Below are 18,984 nucleotides of genomic sequence, written 5' to 3'. Positions count from 1 at the left end.
GACCGCCCCCGATTCCAGCGATGAACTCATCCCCTGCATTCGCGACCGCTTCGCATTCCCAGGAACTGCCGTCGCCCACCGTGCTGCGGCGCTTCGACGTCGCCGGCCCGCGCTATACCTCCTATCCCACGGCGGATCGCTTCGTGGATGCCTTTACCGCCGACGACTATGTCCAGGCGGTGCACCAGCGCGCGGCCACCGGCATGAACGGGCGACCGCTTTCGCTATACGTCCACTTGCCGTTCTGCGAGTCGCTCTGCTACTACTGCGCCTGCAACAAGATCGTCACCCGACACAAGCACTGGGCGGTCGAATACCTCGACTACCTGGAGCGCGAGGTGGCGTTGCAGGTTGCCGAGCTGGGTCGGGGGGCGATGGTGAGCCAGTTGCACCTGGGCGGCGGTACGCCGACGTTCCTGGACGACGAGGGACTGGCGAGACTGCTGGAAATGCTTGGGCGCGAGTTCACGCTCTCGCCCGAGCGCGAACAGTCCATCGAGATCGACCCGCGCACGGTGGACGGCGCCCGGCTCGAAAGGCTGGCTGCGATGGGCTTCAACCGCCTGAGCTTCGGCGTGCAGGACTTCGACCCGGACGTGCAGAAGGCGGTCCACCGCATCCAGCCGGCTGCCGAGGTCTTCGACCTGATGGCAAGCGCACGCGCGCTCGGCTACCGCTCGATCAACATCGATCTCATCTACGGGCTGCCGAAGCAGAGCCGGGCTTCCTTCGACCGCACGCTGGCGCAGGTCTGCGAGCTGCGGCCGGACCGCATTGCGCTCTATGCCTACGCCCACCTGCCGGAGCGCTTCAAACCGCAGCGGCGCATTGCCGCGGAGGACCTGCCGGACGCGAAGACCAAGGTCGAGATGCTGTCGCGCGCGATTGCCGCCTTCACTGCTGCCGGCTACGTCTACATCGGCATGGACCATTTCGCTCTGCCGGACGATCCGCTCGCGATCGCCAAGCGGCAGGGCCGACTGCACCGCAACTTCCAGGGCTACAGCACGCAGCCGGACTGCGATCTCGTGGCACTGGGCGTCTCGGCCATCGGACGCGTTGGCGCGACCTACAGCCAGAACGCCAAGACGCTCGAGGAGTACTACGACCTGCTCGACCAGGGCCGCCTCCCGGTCGTTCGGGGGCTGGCGTTGACGCGGGATGACGTGCTGCGCCGGGCGGTCATCATGGCGATCATGTGCCAGGGCCACGTGGACTTCGAAGCGATCAGCCTCGCGCACCTGGTCGACTTCAGAGACCACTTCGCGCCCGAACTCGTCGCGCTGGGACCGCTGATCGCGCAGGGACTGGTGCACATCACCGACCATGACATCGAAGTCACGCCGACCGGCTGGTTCTTCGTGCGCGCCGTTGCGATGGTCTTCGACCGCTATCTGCAGGCCGATCGCAACCGCACGCGCTTCTCCCGGATCGTCTGAGCGATGCAGACGGCCTTGCTCGGGACGGCGCTGCTGATGGGGCTCGCCGGAGGGCCACACTGCGTCGCGATGTGCGGCGCGGCTTGCGCGGGTGTCATCCGGATCGTTCGAGTGCGCGAAAGCGGGGCTGCAACGATGGGCGGCGGCCTGCACGCGCAGGGTGCGACGCTGGCGTTTCACGCGGGGCGCATCGTGAGCTATGCGGCAGCCGGGGCCGTTGCTGCCGCGGCAATGCGGGGCATTGGCCTCGCGAGCGAGCATGTTGCGGCGTTGCGGCCTTTCTGGGTGCTCCTGCACGTCGCAGTGCTCGTGTGGGGCCTGTCGCTCGCGGTTCTGGGTCGTCAGCCCGTCTGGGCGCATCGGCTCGGAGGCACGCTCCAGGCGAGGCTTCGTCCGCTGACCGGCTCGACTGTCGGGGTGCTGGCGACCGGCGCGCTCTGGGTCGCCATGCCTTGCGGCCTGCTGTATTCCGCCTTGATGCTGGCCGGGTTGGCCGATGGGCCATTGCAAGGCGCGATGGTGATGGCCGGTTTCGCGGCCGGAAGCGGCCTCTCCCTGGTTGCGGCGCCGTGGCTCTGGCAACGCCTGAGCCACGGCGCGGGCGCTGTACGCAAAGAATGGGGCAGCCGCCTTGCCGGCGCCTTGCTCGCCGCGGTGGCATTTCTGGCGTTGTGGAACGACATTGTCCGGCAGATCGATCTCTGGTGCCGCTGAACGGGGCTCCCGAATCCGGCCGATTGCGGCAAACTCGAATCTCAAAGGAGTGAATGATGAAGATGAAGATAACTTGCGCTGCGGCGCTCTGCTTTGCATTGCTCGGTACGGCTTCGGCTGCAACCTGCGATGTGGAGATCGAAGGCAACGATGCGATGCAGTTCAACAAGAGCAGCATCGACGTGCCGCAGAGCTGCAAGCAGTTCACGGTCAAGCTCAAGCACACGGGCAAGCTGCCCAAAGCGGCAATGGGCCACAACTGGGTGCTCACGACGCCGGCCGATGCGCAGGCCGTGGCGACCGATGGGATCGCGGCCGGTCTCGACAAGAACTACCTGAAGGCCGGTGACCCGCGCGTGATCGCCTCCACGTCGATCGTCGGTGGTGGCGAGTCGACCTCGGTGACATTCGACACCAGCAAGCTCAAGGCCGACCAGAGCTACATGTACATCTGCTCGTTCCCGGGGCACTCGGCGCTGATGAAAGGCACGCTGAAGCTCGTCAAGTGAACCGGCGGATGCGTGCAGCGCCTGCACGCATTTGATCTGCCTCAAGGTTGCGAAGAGCTTCGCATGCGAAGCTCTCATCAATCTTGGAGCGAGGCATGACACACGCCACCCTGCGAATCATTCGCGATGAACACTCGGCCCTTGCGGCGATGCTGCGGTCGATCGTCCTGCTGCTGGCGGAGCACCGCGCCAAGCGCACGCTGCCGGACTTCGCAGCGTTGCGCGCAATGCTGTTCTACGTCGACGAGTTTCCCGAGAAGCGGCATCACCGGAAGGAATCCGAGCTGCTCTTCCCGAAGCTGCGCGCACGCACCCCGATCTCGCGCGAACTGCTCGATCGCCTGGATGACGATCACGCGCGGGGCGAGCGCAAGATCCGCGAAGTCGAGCATGCGCTTCTCGCCTTCGAGATGATCGGGGAGCCGCGCCGGCAGGCCTTCGAGCAGGCGGTCGAGCGCTATGTGGAGTTCTATCTGTCGCACATGGCACTGGAAGAGAGGGAGATTCTTCCGCTCGCCGAGAAGGTGCTCACCAAGGACGACTGGGCGCAACTCGACGATGCGTTTCTTGCGAATCGCGATCCGCTGACGGGCTGCGATCCCGAACCGGACTATGCGGCGCTCTTCAGGCGCATCGTCAACGCGGTGCCGGCGCCGATCGGTCTGGGCGCGGCGCGCTGAGCCTCACTCTTCGTGGCGGAAGGGGCTGCGGTCCCAGAGGTGGTCCATGTAGTTCTCGATGCCCGCGTCTTCGCGTTCGAGAAAGCGCTCGACCGCATCCGCGAATGCCGGATGCGCGAGCCAGTGGGCGCTGGTGGTCTTTACCGGCATGAGGGCGCGCGCCATCTTGTGCTCGCCCTGCGCACCGCCTTCGAAACGCTTCACGCCATGCTCGATGCACCACTGGAGCGGCTGGTAGTAGCAGGCCTCGAAATGCAGGCAGTCCACGCGCTCGATGGCGCCCCAGTAGCGACCATAGGCCAGCAGTGGATGCTCCGAGGCGTTGTCGCCGGCGATACCGGCTGAAAGCGCAATCAGGCTCGATGCAATCGGCTTGCCATTGCGCTCGGCAATGAAGAGCAGCCACGCCTCCGGCATCGTCGCCGCCATGCGGTGGAAGAAATCGCGGTTCAGGTACGGCGGATTGCCGTGCTCGCGGTAGGTGCGGGCGTAGCAACGGTAGAAGAAATCCCAGTCCGCATTGGAGATGTCCGCGCCGCGCGACCAGCGGAAAGTCACGCCCGCGTCGCGGACCTTGCGGCGTTCTTGCCGGATCTTCTTGCGCTTGTCGTGAGAGAGGCTGGCGAGGAAGGCATCGAAATCGCCCCAGTCCTCGTTGGTCCAGTGGAACTGGACCGTGTGGCGGAGCATCAGCCCGGCGTCGGCGCAGGCCGCGATGTCGTCGTCGGCCCCGAAGAGCAGGTGCAGCGACGACACCTCGCTCTGCTCGCACCAGGCGACCAGTGCACGCAGCAGAAGCGCGCGACCGAGCGCATCACGCGCGAGCACGCGAGCGCCCGGCACCGGTGTGAACGGCACCGCGACGACCGCCTTCGGGTAGTAGTGCAAACCGTGCTGCTGATAGGCATTGGCCCAGGCCCAGTCGAAGACGTACTCGCCGTACGAATGGTCCTTGACGTAGAGCGGGCATGCGGCCACGAGCTCATCGTCCTGCCACAGCGTCACGAAGTGGGGCGCCCAGCCGGTGTCCGGCGATGCACTGCCGCTTGCGTCGAGCGCGTTCAGATAGGCATGGCGCATGAAGGGGGAGGGCGTAGCCTGCGTGGCAAGCAGGCCGTCCCAGGCGGCTGCGTCGATCTCTGCGACCGAGCGGTGGATGCGGATGATCGGTTCGCTCAAGGGAGTCTCGTCAGTTCCTTCGGACGCCGAGGTTCTCGGCCACGTAGATGCCGCCTAGAACCAGGGCCAGCGCGACTGCGTGATACAGCGACAGCGGCTCGCCAAGGATCAGCACCGCGAGCAGCGGCCCGAAGATCGGCACGAGATTGAGAAACACCCCGGCCCGTGCGGGACCGTTCAGTCCGACTGCATGAATGAACGTGATCTGCGAAATGAAGGAGGGCAGCAGGCCGATGAAGATGATCAGCGCGAGACCCTTCGCGGTCGGCATGAAGAACTGGCCCATCGCGATCTCGGCCGCGACCAGCGGCAGCGAAACCACGCAAGCCACCGCAGCTGTTGCCGCGAAGAACACGATCGCAGGCACCGCAGGCCGGTTTCGCAGGCCCAGCGCATAGCCGGCATACAGCAGGCACGCGACGATCATCCAGACGTCGCCGATGTTGAAGCCGAGGGTTGCGAGCTGGGCAATGTCACCGCGCGACGCCACGACGCCGATGCCGGCGACCGTCATCACGACACCGAAGGCCTGCAGCCAGCGGATTCGGGTGCCGAAGAAGAAAAGGCTGCCGACGAGCACCAGCACGGGAATGGTGCCCTGGATGATCGCGATGTTGATCGCGGTGGTGTGGTGCGCCGCTGCATAGAAGAGTGCGTTGAAGCCGGTGAAGCCCAGCGTGCCCATCAGCGCAATGGCGCGCCATGAAGGCAGCAGCGTTCGCCAATGCGCTGCGATCTCGCGCCGCGAGGTGAGGCCAAGCGCTGCGCAGCAGACGATCCAGCGCGAGAAGGTCAGCAACATCGGCGAGACCTCGCCGACCGCAAGACGTGCGGCGACCGCGTTCGCGCCCCAGATCAGTGTGGTGAAGACCAGCAGGAAGTAGGCCTGGCCTTGCGGGCTCGGGATGACCGAGTCGAAGAAATTGGCGAAGGGGGAACCGGTGCGCATCGCCCGAGGAGGGTAACAGCCCCGGCGATCACGTGTGGCTTGAGGGTTTGCGCGCCGGCCCCGTGAAATCCGGATGACATAATCGTTCGGCCTTTCCCCGCTTTGAATGAAAGACCGTATGAAGCAAATCACAGCCATCCTCAAACCGTTCAAGCTCGATGATGTGCGCGAGGCCCTGGCCGAGGTGGGCGTCACCGGGCTCACCGTGACCGAAGTCAAAGGCTTCGGCCGTCAGAAAGGGCACACCGAGCTCTACCGCGGTGCCGAGTACGTCGTGGACTTTCTGCCAAAGATGAAGGTCGAGGTCGTGGTCAACGAGAACGACGTCGATCGTTGTGTCGACGCGATCGTCAGCGCAGCGCGCACCGGCAAGATCGGTGACGGCAAGATTTTCGTGACGAATGTCGAGCGGGTGGTTCGTATCCGTACCGGCGAAGAAGACGAAGCGGCGGTCTAGCTTCGCCCCCAGGCTGCGCGCACTTCGTGTCGCTTCGCCAACCCCCTTCCGGGGGCAACACCTGCGGCCCGGCGGAGCCGGTTCCGCGGTGTTCCTGGCTTAGGACGTGACTGTTTAAAGGACTTCCGCTAGTTTGTCGCCTCGGGGGTGGCGGCTGGCTTCTTCGACCAGGGCTTCGAGCAGGGGCGTTGCTTCGTTGCCGGAGCGCACGAGGTCCATCTGCCATTCGCCCATGAAGCCTTCGCGCACGCTGTGCGCCAGGAATCCGAGCAGGGCGTCGTAGTAGCCCGCGGTGTTCAGGATGCCGACCGGCTTGTCGTGATAGCCGAGCTGGCGCCAGGTCCAGATCTCGAACAATTCCTCCAAGGTGCCGATGCCGCCCGGCAGGGCGATGAAGGCGTCGGCGCGTTCGCCCATCATGGCCTTTCGTTCATGCATGGTGTCGACGACGTGGAGTTCATCGCTCTGGCGGTTGGCCAGTTCCTTGTCGACGAGCGCCTTGGGGATGACGCCAACCACGCGGCCGCCGGCCGCCCGGGTGGCTTCGGCGACGGTGCCCATCAGGCCTGTCCGGCCGCCGCCGTAGACGAGCTGGCCACCGCGTTCGCCAATCCATCGGCCAACCGCCTGCGCCACCTGGACGAATTCCTGACGCTCGCCGGGTCGGGAGCCGCAGTACACACAAATCGAAAAAGAGGGAGTCATCCCCCGATCATGCCCGGCCCGGGCGTCGGTTATGTGGCAAACCGTTGCCACAGCGCGGCGATCCACACGCCGCCGCACAGGAGGATCGACAGCAGCACCGCCGCGCTGCCGAGGTCCTTCGCCTTTTTGGAGAAGCTATGCCACTCGGGCCCGACGCGGTCGATCGCCGCTTCGATGCCGGTGTTGAGAAGTTCGACGATCAGGACGAGTACCAAAACCGCGATAAGCAACGCGGTTTCGACCCAGCTGCGACCGACCCAGAACGCGGTCGGCAACATCACGATGGAGAAGACGATTTCCTGGCGGAAGGCCGGTTCACGCCAACCTTCGCGCAGGCCGTGCAGTGAAATCAGCGTGGCGTGCCACACCCGGGCCAGTCCGCGGCGGTCCTTTTGCGGATTGACCAGGGGGTCGTTGGCGCTCACGACCTGCTCAGAGGCTTCGATGCAACGAGCCGCGTGCCCGCCCACACGTCATGCCAGAATTGGCGCTCGGGCTGAAAGCGTGCCAGGAGCGCCCAGACGACGACCCAGCCGAAGATCAGCACTGCCGATTCACCTGCGCCGAGCCCGAAGGGCGAGATGGCCGCCAGCGGCGGCAGGAACCAGATCCAGCTCAACAGGTAGCGCAGCAGCGCCCGGCCCTGCGTGAGCGGGCGGCCATGCCGGTCGACGACCCGGATACCCCAGGTTTTCATCGCCAGCGTCTGGCCGTGCGCCCAGAACCAGACGAAATAGACGCCAAACACGATGAAAAGAAACGCCTGGAGGAGGTGTCGCCGCGAATCGACGCCGCTGCGCATCTGGCTCAGGGTGCTGAACAGCCAGCCCGCGATAAACACGACGGCGAAAAGCAGCATTCCCTCGTAAAGCCAGCAGGCCATGCGGCGCCAGAGTCCGGGCGCCATGAGGTGAAGGCCGTGGGTGTCGTCGACGGGCGGTCGGAGGGGGCCGGAACTGCCGGAAGGCGCGGAACGCATTGGCACCTGTGTCAGGGCGCCGAGGCAGGTTGTTCCGAGGCCTTCGACGCGGCATCCGTCGCGCTTGGCGGCGGAAACTGCGCTTCGGCGCTCACCGGCGGGACGCTCGGCGCCGGCGCCGCTACGGGGGCTGGCGCAGGCGCCGGCACCGGCACCGGACGCGCGGCTGCAACAGGCGCCGGGGCTGGCGGCGGTGCGAGCTGGATCCTCGGTGTGTGCTGGCCATCCGGCCCTGCAGCGGGAATGGGTACGAGCTTTTGTTCAGGCACGAGGCGGATGGTTGGGGCTGCACCAGGGGCCTTGGCGCTCTTGGCACGTTCGGCCAGCTTGCCTTTTTCTTCGTCGCTCAGCGCCTGATAGGCCTCCCATTTCGCCTTGCGCTCATCCACCGGGACCTGCTTGACGTTCGCGAAGTTGGCCCGCGCCTGGGCGCGTTGCTGATTGGTCAGGCTCGCCCAGTCGCTCATGCGGCTATGGAGCATTTCCTGTTCCTCCGGCGACATCTTGGCGAAGTCGCGCGAAACCGCCAGCCACTTGCGCTTGTGAGGCTCCGTCATCTCGTCCCAATAGGAAGAGAGCGGTTGCAGGGCCTTCTGCTGCCGCGCCGTGAGATCACGCCACAGCGGCTTGGATGCGACTGTCGGCTTCGCCGGAGCAGTCTGAGGCGAAGCCGAGCTCTTGACCGACTGGGCCTCCACGGTCGAGGCGGCAAGACCGGCGGCCCCGATGACGAGGCCAGCACTTAGCCAGACAGCAGTCGCCCGCGGACGAGCGCGCGCGAGACCGAGCGCTACAGCGCGGGAGGGGGGGCGTTGGGGCATTCGGTTGCCGGGCGGTTCAGCGGTCAGACGAGTCGTCCGACGTCTTCAGGAACTGCGCGAATCCCGGATCGGTATAGGCCGCGGGAGGGAGGTCGTCGGTGAGCAGGGCGGAATCGATCGCGGCGATCTCGTTGGTGCGGTTGTCTTCCTGCATGACGCTGATCGCAACCAGGCCTGCAACCAGCGCAACGAGCGGGATCACCGAGCCGACTCGCGTCCACCAGCTTCCGCCGAGCGTCGCCGTACCGCCACGCGACAGCACCACGGGTGCCGGCCGAAGCTGCTGGGCGACCTTGCGGCGGGCGACTGCCTGCACCCTGGCCGCTCGCAAGCGCTCGCTGACTTCGTGCGATAGCTCGACATTGCCGGCAGTCAGGCGCGCGGCCACCTGGCGGCCGAACCGCTCCTCGAGTGCGGCGGAAGAGGCAGATTGCGTAGTGTTCATAGCGAAATTCCCTTGGCTTTGAGCGCCTTGCTCAAGGCGTGGACGGCGCGCGAGCAGTGGGTCTTGACGCTCCCTTCGGAGCATCCCATGGCGGCCGCCGTCTCTGCGACATCCATTTCCTCCCAGTAACGCATCAGAAAGGCCTCGCGTTGACGACCCGGCAGCGCTGCGATTTGTTCCTCGATTTCGCGAAAAATCTGCGCCCGCCTCGTTGAGTCCTCGGCGCTCTCGGACTCCTGGGAATCCGCCGAAAGCTGGATGTGCTCGAGGAGGTCGAAATCACCGTCGTCGTCGAGATTCTCGAAGTCGCTCAGGTTGGAGAAAAGCGCCTTGCGGGTCTTTTGCCGTCGGAACCAGTCGAGAGTGCAGTTCGACAGGATGCGCTGGAACAGCAGCGGCAGCTCGTTCGCCGGCTTGTCGCCGTAGTGCTCGGCCAGCTTCATCATGCTGTCCTGGACGATGTCCAGTGCCGCCTCTTCGTCCCGGACGTGGTAGACGGACCGCTTGAAGGCCCGTCGTTCGACGCTCTTCAGGAAGTCGGATAGTTCTTTTTCAGTGGCCAAGCGAATCCGGCGCCGGGGGATGCGCCGCGTACGAAATATCTCGGGGGACGATGTCTTTTTCGCCGCGGATTATGCCTCCGAGCCTTTATTGACCGTGCCTCGGCCGTCCGGGCGACTTCCGGTGTCATAATCCGCGCTGCAAGTCAAAAGGCAAACGGGTCACGATCCGGTGGTACGACAAGTCCGCCCATGGTTGTGGCCTCAAGTCCCGACGCGGCTTCAAAAGAGCTGGTGAAGGGGCACCCAAGGTTTTTCGTTCCCGAAAATCGCAAAGGTTGATCATGGAAATGTCAAAGGCGGAACTTGCTTCCGCAGCAGCCGTCACCGGCAGTCAAACGCAAGAACTCATGGGCGCAGAGGTGCTGATCAAGGCACTTCAGGCTGAAGGCGTCAAGTACGTCTGGGGCTATCCGGGCGGTGCAGTTCTCTACATCTACGACGCTTTCTACAAGCAGGACACCATCCAGCACGTGCTGGTTCGCCATGAGCAGGCTGCCGTGCATGCGGCCGATGGCTATGCGCGCGCTACCGGCGACGTGGGTGTGGCGCTTGTAACGTCCGGACCGGGCCTCACGAATGCCGTGACCGGCATCGCGACCGCGTACATGGACAGCATCCCGATGGTCATCATCTCCGGTCAGGTGCCCACGGCGGCGATCGGTCTCGATGCCTTCCAGGAATGCGACACGGTCGGCATCACCCGCCCCATCGTCAAGCACAACTTCCTCGTCAAGGATCCGAAGGATCTGGCCGTGACGATGAAGAAGGCCTTCCACATCGCGCGCAGCGGCCGTCCCGGTCCGGTGGTGGTGGACGTGCCGAAGGACGTCTCCTTCAAGAAGGTCACGTACAGCGGCTATCCCGAGAAGATCGAGATGCGCTCGTACAACCCGGTTCGCAAGGGCCACGGCGGGCAGATCCGTAAGGCGCTCCAACTGCTGCTGACCGCCAAGCGACCCTACATCTATACCGGTGGCGGCGTGCTGCTCGGTAATGCGACGAACGAATTGCGCACGTTGGTCGACATGCTCGGCTACCCGGTCACGAACACGCTCATGGGCCTGGGCGCCTATCCGGCGTCGGATCGCAAGTTCCTCGGCATGCTGGGCATGCACGGGACCATCGAAGCCAACAACGCCATGCAGAACTGTGACGTGCTGCTGGCCGTTGGTGCGCGCTTCGACGACCGTGTGATCGGCAACCCCAAGCACTTCGCACAGAACGAACGCAAGATCATCCACATCGATATTGATCCGTCGAGCATCTCCAAGCGCGTGAAGGTCGACATTCCGATCGTTGGCGACGTGAAGGACGTGCTCACCGAGTTGATCTCGATGATCCGGGAAAGCACCACGCGACCTGACTCAGGCGCGCTCGCGACTTGGTGGGACACCATCGAAAGCTGGCGCAGCAAGGACTGCCTCAAGTACGACCGCGGCAACAAGGATGTGATCAAGCCGCAGCACGTGATCGAGACCCTCTGGAACATGACTAAGGACGCCGACACGTACATCACGTCGGACGTCGGCCAGCATCAGATGTGGGCGGCGCAGTACTACCGCTTCGAAGAACCGCGTCGCTGGATCAACTCGGGTGGCCTCGGCACGATGGGCGTCGGCATTCCTTACGCCATGGGCATCAAGCTCGCCAAGCCGGACTCGGAAGTGTTCTGCGTGACCGGCGAAGGTTCGGTCCAGATGTGCATCCAGGAACTGTCCACCTGCCTGCAATACAACACGCCGATCAAGATCGTCTCGCTCAACAACCGGTACCTGGGCATGGTGCGGCAATGGCAGGAGATCGAGTACTCGGGCCGCTACAGCCACAGCTACATGGACGCGCTGCCCAACTTCGTGAAGCTCGCCGAGGCCTACGGCCACGTCGGCATGCTGATCGAACGTCCGCAGGATGTGGAGCCGGCGCTGCGTGAAGCGCGCAAGCTCAAGGACCGCACGGTGTTCATGGACTTCCGGACCGATCCCACCGAGAACGTGTTCCCGATGGTGCAGGCCGGCAAGGGCATCACCGAAATGTTGCTCGGCTCCGAAGACCTCTAAATCCGATCCCAGTCCCCGGTCGGAGGACCGGGTTGTTTCACTCAAACTTCAGACGAATCTATTGCCCGCCAAGCCCGCGCATTACCGTGCGCGGGGGAGGGCGGCGAAAAGAGGAGTCCCATCGCCATGAAACACATCATTGCCGTGCTGCTCGAGAACGAGCCCGGCGCACTTTCCCGCGTCGTCGGGTTGTTTTCCGCCCGCGGCTACAACATCGAATCGCTCACCGTCGCACCCACTGAGGACCCGAGCCTCTCGCGGATGACCATCGTCACGGCCGGTTCGGACGACGTCATCGAGCAAATCACGAAGCATCTCAACCGCCTGATCGAAGTCGTCAAGGTCGTCGATCTCACCGAAGGGGCCTACACCGAGCGCGAGCTCATGATGGTGAAGGTTCGCGCCGTCGGCAAGGAGCGCGAGGAGATGATGCGCATGGCCGAGATTTTCCGCGGCCGCATCATCGACGTGACCGACAAGAGCTACACCATCGAGCTCACCGGCGATCACGGAAAGAACGACGCTTTCCTCGAGGCCATCGATCGCGGCGCGATCCTAGAAACCGTCCGCACCGGCGCCAGCGGCATTGGCCGCGGCGAGCGCATCCTGCGCGTCTGACAACCACCGTTCCACATCCACCGAATCAACGAAGGAGAAATCTCATGAAGGTCTACTACGACAAGGACGCTGATCTCAGCCTGATCAAGGGCAAGACGGTTGCAATCATCGGCTACGGCAGCCAGGGTCACGCGCATGCACAGAACCTGAACGACAGCGGCGTGAAGGTCGTCGTCGGTCTGCGCAAGGGTGGCGCGTCGTGGTCGAAGGTCGAAAAGGCCGGTCTCAAGGTGGCTGAAGTCGCTGAAGCCGTGAAGTCCGCTGACGTGGTCATGATCCTGCTGCCAGACGAGCAGATCGCCAACGTCTACAAGAACGACGTCGCTCCTCACATCAAGGAAGGCGCTTCGCTCGTCTTCGCGCACGGCTTCAACGTGCACTACGGTTTCGTTCAGCCGCGCGCCGATCTCGACGTGTGGATGGTCGCGCCCAAGGCTCCTGGCCACACCGTGCGCAGCACCTACGCGCAAGGTGGCGGCGTGCCGCACCTGATCGCCGTTCACGCCGATCGCAGCGGCAAGGCGCGCGACCTGGCGCTGTCGTACGCCACCGCCAATGGCGGCGGCAAGGCCGGCATCATCGAGACCAACTTCCGCGAAGAAACCGAAACCGACCTGTTCGGCGAGCAGGCTGTTCTGTGCGGTGGCACGGTCGAGCTGATCAAGGCTGGTTTCGAGACGCTGGTCGAAGCCGGCTACGCACCCGAAATGGCCTACTTCGAGTGCCTGCACGAGCTGAAGCTGATCGTCGACCTGATCTATGAAGGCGGTATCGCCAACATGAACTACTCGATCTCGAACAACGCCGAGTACGGCGAGTATGTGACGGGGCCGCGTGTCGTGACCGAAGAAACCAAGAAGGTCATGAAGCAGGTTCTGAACGACATCCAGACCGGCGAATACGCGAAGAGCTTCGTGCTGGAAAACGCAGCTGGCGCACCGACGCTCATCAGCCGCCGCCGCCTCAACGCCGAGCACCAGATCGAAGTGGTCGGTGAGAAGCTTCGCGCGATGATGCCCTGGATCAAGAAGAACAAGCTGGTCGACCAGACCCGCAACTGATCGGGATCTTTCCGGCATGTTCAGGGCCACCATTCGGTGGCCCTTTTCTTTCTGGGCGCCATGGCGCCTGAACTACACTGCGACCGATGCGATCGACCCCCTCACTAGTCCTGAATCCGACAGTCATTTGCGCCGCGGCGGCGTGCGCTGGAGGCCGGCTGCATGCATGACGACACGATGCCCGACGAGCTGGCGCCCAAGAAGCGCCGGAAGGGTATCTACATCCTGCCGAACCTGTTCACGCTTGCGGCCTTGTTCGGGGGGTTCTACGCCATCGTGATGGCGATGAATGCGCGATTCGATCTGGCCGCGCTGGGTGTCTTCGCAGCGATGATTCTCGACAGCCTCGATGGCCGGGTCGCCCGACTCACCAACACGCAGAGTGCTTTCGGCGAGCAGATGGATTCCCTGTCGGACATGGTGTCGTTCGGCGCAGCGCCGGCATTGATCGCCTACGAGTGGTCGTTGAAGGGGTTGGGTCGCTGGGGATGGATCGCCGCCTTCGTCTACTGCGCTTGCGCCGCATTGCGACTCGCCCGGTTCAACGTCAACACGGGTGTTGTCGACAAGCGCTGGTTCCAGGGTTTGCCTTCGCCTGCTGCTGCAGCACTGGTTGCCGGGTTCATCTGGCTGGTGACCGAATGGGGCAAGCGCGGTGGTGAAGTGCTCTATTTGTCCTGGCAGCAGATCACCTGGGTCACTTTCGGCTTCACACTCTACGCGGGGCTTTCGATGGTGACCAACGCACCTTTCTACAGCTTCAAGGATGTGCAGATGAAGAAGAGCGTGCCCTTCGCCGTGATCGTTCTGATCGCGTTGGGCATTGCCATCGTGAACATCCATCCGCCGACGGTTCTGTTCGGCATGTTCGTGGCCTATGGACTGAGCGGGTATGTCGTGTACGGCTGGCGCAAGGCGAAAGGCCAGCAAGTGAGCGTCATCAGCATCTCGACCGATGAGCCCGATGAACGCGGGCTGCACAAGTAATCGCGGCTGTGCTACATTCCAGCCTCCTATGCACAAGATTTCGCTGGCCCTACTACTGATCCCCTACGGGCGGAGTAGTTAGCGCGCACGCAAATTCCTCACAACGGCCCGTTCGCACCAGCAACGGGCCGTTTGTTTTTGGGGTTGCTGGTTGATCCAACCACAGCGAGAAATATCAGATGTTGAAGCAACCCAACCTCAAGTACCGTGCCTTCGCGCCGGTCGGCCTCAAAGATCGCACCTGGCCCGATGCCGTGCTGACCAAGGCCCCGATCTGGCTGTCGACCGATCTGCGAGACGGCAATCAGGCGTTGGTGGAGCCCATGGACATCGCCCGCAAGATGCGGATGTTCGAGATGCTGGTTGAGATCGGCTTCAAGGAAATCGAGGTTGGCTTTCCCTCTGCTTCGCAGATCGAGTTCGATTTCGTGCGCAAACTCATCGAGGAAGATCGCATTCCGGACGATGTGACGATCCAGGTGCTCACACAGGCTCGCGACCATCTGATCGAGCGCACCTTCGAAGCCTTGCAGGGCGCGCCGCGCGCGATTGTCCATCTGTACAACGCCGTGGCGCCGATCATGCGCCGCGTGGTGCTCGGAATGGACGAGGACGAGATCGTCGAACTGGCGACGACGCATGCGCGGATGTTCAATGAATTCGCTGCAAAGCAGCCGAATACGCAATGGACCTTCCAGTACTCGCCTGAAATGTTCTCGGGCACGGACCTCGCGTTCTCCAAGCGCGTGGTCGACGCAGTCACGGAAGTGTGGGCACCGACGCCGCAGAGGAAGTGCATCGTCAATCTGCCGTCGACTGTCGAGCATTCGACCCCGAACATCTTCGCGGACATGATCGAGTGGATGCATCGCAATCTCGCGCGCCGCGAGGCGATCGTCCTGTCGGTCCATCCGCACAACGATCGCGGCACCGGCACCGCTGCAGGCGAATTCGCCCTCATGGCCGGCGCCGATCGGATCGAAGGCTGCTTGTTCGGCAATGGCGAGCGCACGGGCAATCTCGACCTCGTGAACGTCGCGCTCAACCTCTACACGCAGGGCGTGTCCCCGGAGCTTGATTTCTCGAACATCGATGAGATCCGTGCCACCGTGGAGCACTGCAATCAGTTGCCGGTGCATCCGCGTCATCCCTACGTGGGCGATCTGGTCTACACCTCCTTCTCGGGCTCACACCAGGATGCGATCAAGAAGGCATTCGGCGCGCGCAAGGATGGCGACATCTGGGACATGCCCTATCTGCCGATCGACCCAAAGGATGTCGGTCGGAGCTACGAGGCGGTGATTCGCGTCAACAGCCAGTCGGGTAAGGGCGGCATCTCGTACCTCCTCGAGAGCGAATATGGCCTCGAACTGCCCCGGCGCCTGCAGATGGAGTTCAGCCAGATCGTCCAGCGAGTGATGGACGTGGCTGGCAAGGAGCTCACGGCTGCCGATCTCTGGGCCCTCTTCGAAGGTGAATACCGTATTCGCGATGCAGCCGGCCCGCAGCACCGCGTGCTCGAAGAGCAGGGCGAGGGAGCCGACGCCTCCGTGATCCTGCGGGCAGACTTGCCTTGGGAAGGCAAAGTGCTTCGAGTCGAAGGCCGTGGCAACGGACCGATCGACGCGTTCATTCATGCGCTGGCGGAAGCCACCGGGCACTCGATCCGCGTCATCGACTACCACCAGCACGCGATCGGCTCCGGCGCCGACGCCCAGGCGGTCGCCTACCTCGAGCTGCGCGTCGACGAGTCGAAGACCCTCTTCGGCGTCGGGATGGATGCAAACATCATCTCGGCCTCGTTGAAGGCAATCGTTTCGGGATTGACGAGGGCTCGGACGCAGCCCGCAGCCAGCGCACAATCCGTAGCTGAAACCGCCTGAACCGGCGGAAGGGCCGCGGCGCGGCCTTCGCCCGGCAGTGCACGCACTGCCGGGCCATGACATGGAACAAAGGAGATCCACGATGGCCGACAAACTGATCATTTTCGACACCACCTTGCGCGACGGCGAGCAGTCGCCCGGCGCTTCCATGACCAAGGACGAGAAGCTGCGCATCGCGCGCCAGCTCGAGCGCCTCCGGGTCGACGTGATCGAGGCCGGGTTTCCCGCCAGCTCGAACGGCGACTTCGATGCGGTGGCCGCCATCGCCAGCGCGATCAAGGAGTCGACCGTATGCGGCCTGTCGCGCGCCAATGACCGCGACATCTCGCGAGCTGCGGAAGCGCTCAAGGGAGCGGTGCACGGCCGGATTCACACCTTCATCGCAACGTCACCGCTGCATATGGAGAAGAAGCTCCGAATGACACCCGACGAGGTGTTCGAGCAGGCGAAGCTTTCGGTGCGCTTTGCGCGCAATCTGGTTGCCGATGTTGAGTTCAGCCCCGAGGACGGTTATCGAAGCGACCCGGACTTCCTCTGCCGGGTGCTGGAGGCGGTCATCAATGAGGGCGCCACGACGATCAATGTTCCCGACACCGTTGGCTATGCGATCCCGGAGCTCTACGGCAATTTCATCAAGACGCTGCGTGAGCGCATTCCGAACAGCGACAAGGCGATCTGGTCCGTCCACTGCCACAACGACCTGGGCATGGCGGTCGCCAACTCGCTCGCCGGTGTGAAGATCGGCGGTGCCCGCCAGGTCGAATGCACGATCAACGGCCTCGGCGAGCGCGCCGGCAACTGCTCGCTCGAAGAAATCGTGATGGCGGTGAAGACCCGCAAGGACTATTTCGGGCTGGATCTGGGTATCGACACCCGCCATATCGTGGCTGCGAGCCGCATGGTCAGCCAGACGACCGGTTTCGTCGTGCAGCCGAACAAGGCGGTCGTCGGGGCCAACGCCTTCGCGCACGCTTCGGGCATCCACCAGGACGGCGTCCTCAAGGCGCGTGACACCTACGAGATCATGCGAGCCGAGGACGTCGGCTGGACCGCCAACAAGATCGTGCTCGGCAAGCTCAGCGGACGCAACGCATTCAAGCAGCGTCTCCAGGAACTGGGCGTGACCATGGAGTCCGAAGCGGACGTCAACGCAGCGTTTTCGCGCTTCAAGGAGCTCGCCGATCGCAAAAGTGAAATTTTTGACGAAGACATCCTCGCGCTGGTCAGCGACGAGGAGCTCTCGCACGTTGGGGAACAGTTTGGTTTTGTTTCCCTGTCGCAACATAGTGAAACAGGTGAGCGGCCCCAGGCCCGCATCGTGTTCACCGTGAACGGCAAGGAGGTCACCGGGGAGTCGGACGGCAATGGTCCGGTCGATGCTTCGCTGAAAGCGATCGAGGCGCACGTCAAGAGTGGAGCCGAGATGGTGCTGTATTCGGTCAATGCGATCAGCGGATCGACTGAAAGTCAGGGGGAAGTGACCGTGCGTCTGCAAAATGCGGGCCGGGTCGTGAACGGTGTCGGGGCGGACCCCGATATCGTGGTGGCGTCGGCCAAGGCTTATTTGAGTGCGCTCAACAAGTTACAGAGCCAAGCTGAGAGAGTGGCGGCACAAGGTTGAATATTAAAGTGCTCCTTGTTTTCGAATGAAGAAAAGGATGCAAGTAACTGATATTGCGTGTCTTTTTTGATTTCGATACACTGCGGAAACTTATCGTCCGCTGGAGAGTTTTTAATGCCCGAAGCCCGTTCCAATCGAGTTTCAAGCCAGCGGTTCCTTCCCGCGTTTCGCATGCTCGCCGTCGCGCTGTGCGCCACGGCGTTTTTGTTGCCTGCCGCCCAAGCCGAAAAGAAGGGACCGGCAACCAAGAAGACGGCCACCGCCGACAGCAAACGCAAAACCGCATCGGTGCCGACTCGTGAGACCGCGTCTTCCAAGCGGAAGGCCGGCGCGGACAAAGACGAGAAAGTCGTCAGCGGCGGCCGGAATGTAGTTGCGTCGGTTCGTCAGAAGAACGGTCGGACTGTCGTGGCGGTGCAACGCCGATCGGTTGTGCGTGTTGCAGAACCGGCGCGTCTGTCGTTCGGCCAGTTGGCCGGCCTGCACCAGACGCCGGATGCCCTGGATCTGAAGTCCAGTGTCGCGCTGGTCATCGATCAGGACACTCATGAAGTCCTCCTGAGCAAGAACGACCACGCCGTCCTTCCCATCGCATCGTTGACCAAGCTGATGACGGGCCTGCTCATCAGCGAAGCCCAGTTGCCTTCCGACGAACTGATCACCATCACTCAGGATGACGTCGACACCGAGAAGCGAAGCGGTTCGCGCCTGAGCGTCGGGACGACTCTGCCGCGCGGCGAGCTCCTTCATCTGGCGCTGATGTCCAGCGAAAACCGGGCAGCGCATGCGCTTGGCCGCACCTATCCGGGAGGTCTGGAGACCTTTGTGAGCGTCATGAACGCGAAGGCGAAGATGCTCGGCATGAAGGACACGCGATACGTCGAGCCAACGGGCCTGTCGAGCCGTAACCAGTCGAGCGCACAGGATCTCGCGCTGCTCGTGAACGCCGCCTATTCGGACGCTACCGTGCGTCAGCTTTCGACGTCGCCGGAGTATCAAGTCGAAGTCGGCAATCGCGTGCTTCAGTTCAACACGACCAACCGGCTCGTCAAGAACCCTGATTGGGACATCGGCGTGCAGAAGACCGGCTACATCACTGAAGCAGGCCAGTGCCTGGTGATGCAGGCCAAGATTGCAGGCCGCAAGCTGATCATGGTGTTCCTCGATTCGGCAGGAAAGCTGAGCCGCATCGGTGACGCCGAGCGCGTTCGCCGCTGGGTGGAAGCCAATCACATGATCAACAAGGCTGCACAACAGCACGTGGCGTCGAGCAACGCGACCTGATCCCACTCGACCCCAGACTGGGCCGCTTCATCC

Annotated in this window: 20 protein-coding genes; 12 read left to right on the top strand and 8 right to left on the bottom strand. The window is 63.3% G+C overall.

From position 1 onward, the window contains the following. Positions 1-20: 20 nt before the first annotated feature. The 4 genes from hemN (at position 21) to FHW64_RS04765 (ending at position 3,342) form a co-directional block, all read left to right on the top strand. Positions 21-1,439, top strand: coding sequence for an oxygen-independent coproporphyrinogen III oxidase (gene hemN, locus FHW64_RS04780; protein WP_184523541.1), 1,419 nt, complete (start codon positions 21-23; stop codon positions 1,437-1,439). 3 nt (positions 1,440-1,442) lie between these two features. Further along, positions 1,443-2,153 carry a sulfite exporter TauE/SafE family protein gene (locus FHW64_RS04775; protein ID WP_184523539.1) on the top strand — a complete coding sequence of 237 codons (711 nt, stop codon included), beginning with the start codon at positions 1,443-1,445 and terminating at the stop codon, positions 2,151-2,153. A gap of 56 nt (positions 2,154-2,209) precedes the next feature. Continuing rightward, positions 2,210-2,662 carry an azurin gene (azu, locus tag FHW64_RS04770; RefSeq protein WP_260303639.1) on the top strand — a complete coding sequence of 151 codons (453 nt, stop codon included), beginning with the start codon at positions 2,210-2,212 and terminating at the stop codon, positions 2,660-2,662. A gap of 95 nt (positions 2,663-2,757) precedes the next feature. Beyond that, positions 2,758-3,342: a hemerythrin domain-containing protein gene (locus FHW64_RS04765; RefSeq protein ID WP_184523535.1), complete on the top strand. Its 585-nt coding sequence runs from the start codon at positions 2,758-2,760 to the stop codon at positions 3,340-3,342. A 3-nt stretch (positions 3,343-3,345) separates the two neighbouring features. Here the strand turns inward: FHW64_RS04765 and FHW64_RS04760 are convergent, their stop codons facing one another. Further along, positions 3,346-4,521, bottom strand: a complete 1,176-nt coding sequence (locus FHW64_RS04760; RefSeq protein WP_184523533.1) for a GNAT family N-acetyltransferase — start codon at positions 4,519-4,521, stop codon at positions 3,346-3,348. A 10-nt stretch (positions 4,522-4,531) separates the two neighbouring features. Continuing rightward, a complete protein-coding gene (locus tag FHW64_RS04755) occupies positions 4,532-5,470 on the bottom strand; it encodes a DMT family transporter (RefSeq protein ID WP_184523532.1) in 939 nt (312 codons plus the stop codon). A 118-nt stretch (positions 5,471-5,588) separates the two neighbouring features. Here FHW64_RS04755 and FHW64_RS04750 point away from each other — a divergent pair, with 118 nt between their 5' ends. Next, on the top strand, positions 5,589-5,927 hold the full coding sequence (locus FHW64_RS04750; RefSeq protein WP_088957270.1) for a P-II family nitrogen regulator: 339 nt from the start codon (positions 5,589-5,591) through the stop codon (positions 5,925-5,927). A 114-nt stretch (positions 5,928-6,041) separates the two neighbouring features. On the opposite strand, the gene FHW64_RS04745 is transcribed toward FHW64_RS04750, so the two are convergent. The 6 genes from FHW64_RS04745 to FHW64_RS04720 are packed head-to-tail and all read right to left on the bottom strand — an operon-like array spanning position 6,042 to position 9,440. After that, the gene (locus FHW64_RS04745; RefSeq protein WP_184523530.1) at positions 6,042-6,632 is read right to left on the bottom strand and encodes a TIGR00730 family Rossman fold protein; all 591 of its coding nucleotides are present in this window, start codon (positions 6,630-6,632) and stop codon (positions 6,042-6,044) included. A gap of 29 nt (positions 6,633-6,661) precedes the next feature. Beyond that, positions 6,662-7,057, bottom strand: a complete 396-nt coding sequence (locus tag FHW64_RS04740) for a diacylglycerol kinase (protein WP_184523527.1) — start codon at positions 7,055-7,057, stop codon at positions 6,662-6,664. After that, positions 7,054-7,611: an RDD family protein gene (locus FHW64_RS04735; protein ID WP_184523525.1), complete on the bottom strand. Its 558-nt coding sequence runs from the start codon at positions 7,609-7,611 to the stop codon at positions 7,054-7,056. Before FHW64_RS04735 ends, FHW64_RS04740 begins: the two co-directional genes overlap by 4 nt. 11 nt (positions 7,612-7,622) lie before the next feature. After that, complete coding sequence (locus tag FHW64_RS04730; protein WP_184523523.1) at positions 7,623-8,432, bottom strand: DUF3106 domain-containing protein; 810 nt, start codon at positions 8,430-8,432, stop codon at positions 7,623-7,625. A 16-nt stretch (positions 8,433-8,448) separates the two neighbouring features. After that, complete coding sequence (locus tag FHW64_RS04725; protein WP_184523522.1) at positions 8,449-8,877, bottom strand: DUF3619 family protein; 429 nt, start codon at positions 8,875-8,877, stop codon at positions 8,449-8,451. Further along, on the bottom strand, positions 8,874-9,440 hold the full coding sequence (locus tag FHW64_RS04720; protein ID WP_184523520.1) for an RNA polymerase sigma factor: 567 nt from the start codon (positions 9,438-9,440) through the stop codon (positions 8,874-8,876). Before FHW64_RS04720 ends, FHW64_RS04725 begins: the two co-directional genes overlap by 4 nt. A gap of 281 nt (positions 9,441-9,721) precedes the next feature. Here FHW64_RS04720 and FHW64_RS04715 point away from each other — a divergent pair, with 281 nt between their 5' ends. From FHW64_RS04715 to FHW64_RS04685, 7 genes are all read left to right on the top strand, one after another. Beyond that, a complete protein-coding gene (locus tag FHW64_RS04715) occupies positions 9,722-11,497 on the top strand; it encodes an acetolactate synthase 3 catalytic subunit (RefSeq protein ID WP_184523518.1) in 1,776 nt (591 codons plus the stop codon). A gap of 126 nt (positions 11,498-11,623) precedes the next feature. Continuing rightward, entirely contained in the window at positions 11,624-12,115 is a 492-nt protein-coding gene (gene ilvN, locus FHW64_RS04710) for an acetolactate synthase small subunit (RefSeq protein ID WP_076998466.1), read from the top strand. A gap of 44 nt (positions 12,116-12,159) precedes the next feature. Then, positions 12,160-13,176, top strand: coding sequence for a ketol-acid reductoisomerase (ilvC, locus tag FHW64_RS04705; RefSeq protein ID WP_184523515.1), 1,017 nt, complete (start codon positions 12,160-12,162; stop codon positions 13,174-13,176). A 162-nt stretch (positions 13,177-13,338) separates the two neighbouring features. Continuing rightward, positions 13,339-14,163, top strand: a complete 825-nt coding sequence (gene pssA, locus FHW64_RS04700) for a CDP-diacylglycerol--serine O-phosphatidyltransferase (protein ID WP_184523513.1) — start codon at positions 13,339-13,341, stop codon at positions 14,161-14,163. A 179-nt stretch (positions 14,164-14,342) separates the two neighbouring features. Next, positions 14,343-16,046 (top strand): 2-isopropylmalate synthase, encoded by a 1,704-nt coding sequence (gene leuA, locus FHW64_RS04695; RefSeq protein WP_184523511.1) that lies wholly within the window; start codon positions 14,343-14,345, stop codon positions 16,044-16,046. An 82-nt stretch (positions 16,047-16,128) separates the two neighbouring features. Further along, positions 16,129-17,667 carry a 2-isopropylmalate synthase gene (locus FHW64_RS04690; protein WP_184523509.1) on the top strand — a complete coding sequence of 513 codons (1,539 nt, stop codon included), beginning with the start codon at positions 16,129-16,131 and terminating at the stop codon, positions 17,665-17,667. Positions 17,668-17,781: 114 nt separating this feature from the next. Beyond that, on the top strand, positions 17,782-18,951 hold the full coding sequence (locus tag FHW64_RS04685) for a serine hydrolase (protein WP_184524263.1): 1,170 nt from the start codon (positions 17,782-17,784) through the stop codon (positions 18,949-18,951). Positions 18,952-18,984 lie beyond the last annotated feature (33 nt).

Origin of the sequence: Variovorax sp. Sphag1AA, from assembly GCF_014192575.1 — a bacterium.
Lineage (GTDB): Bacteria > Pseudomonadota > Gammaproteobacteria > Burkholderiales > Burkholderiaceae_C > Variovorax.
This window is presented reverse-complemented; position numbering and strand designations above follow the sequence as displayed.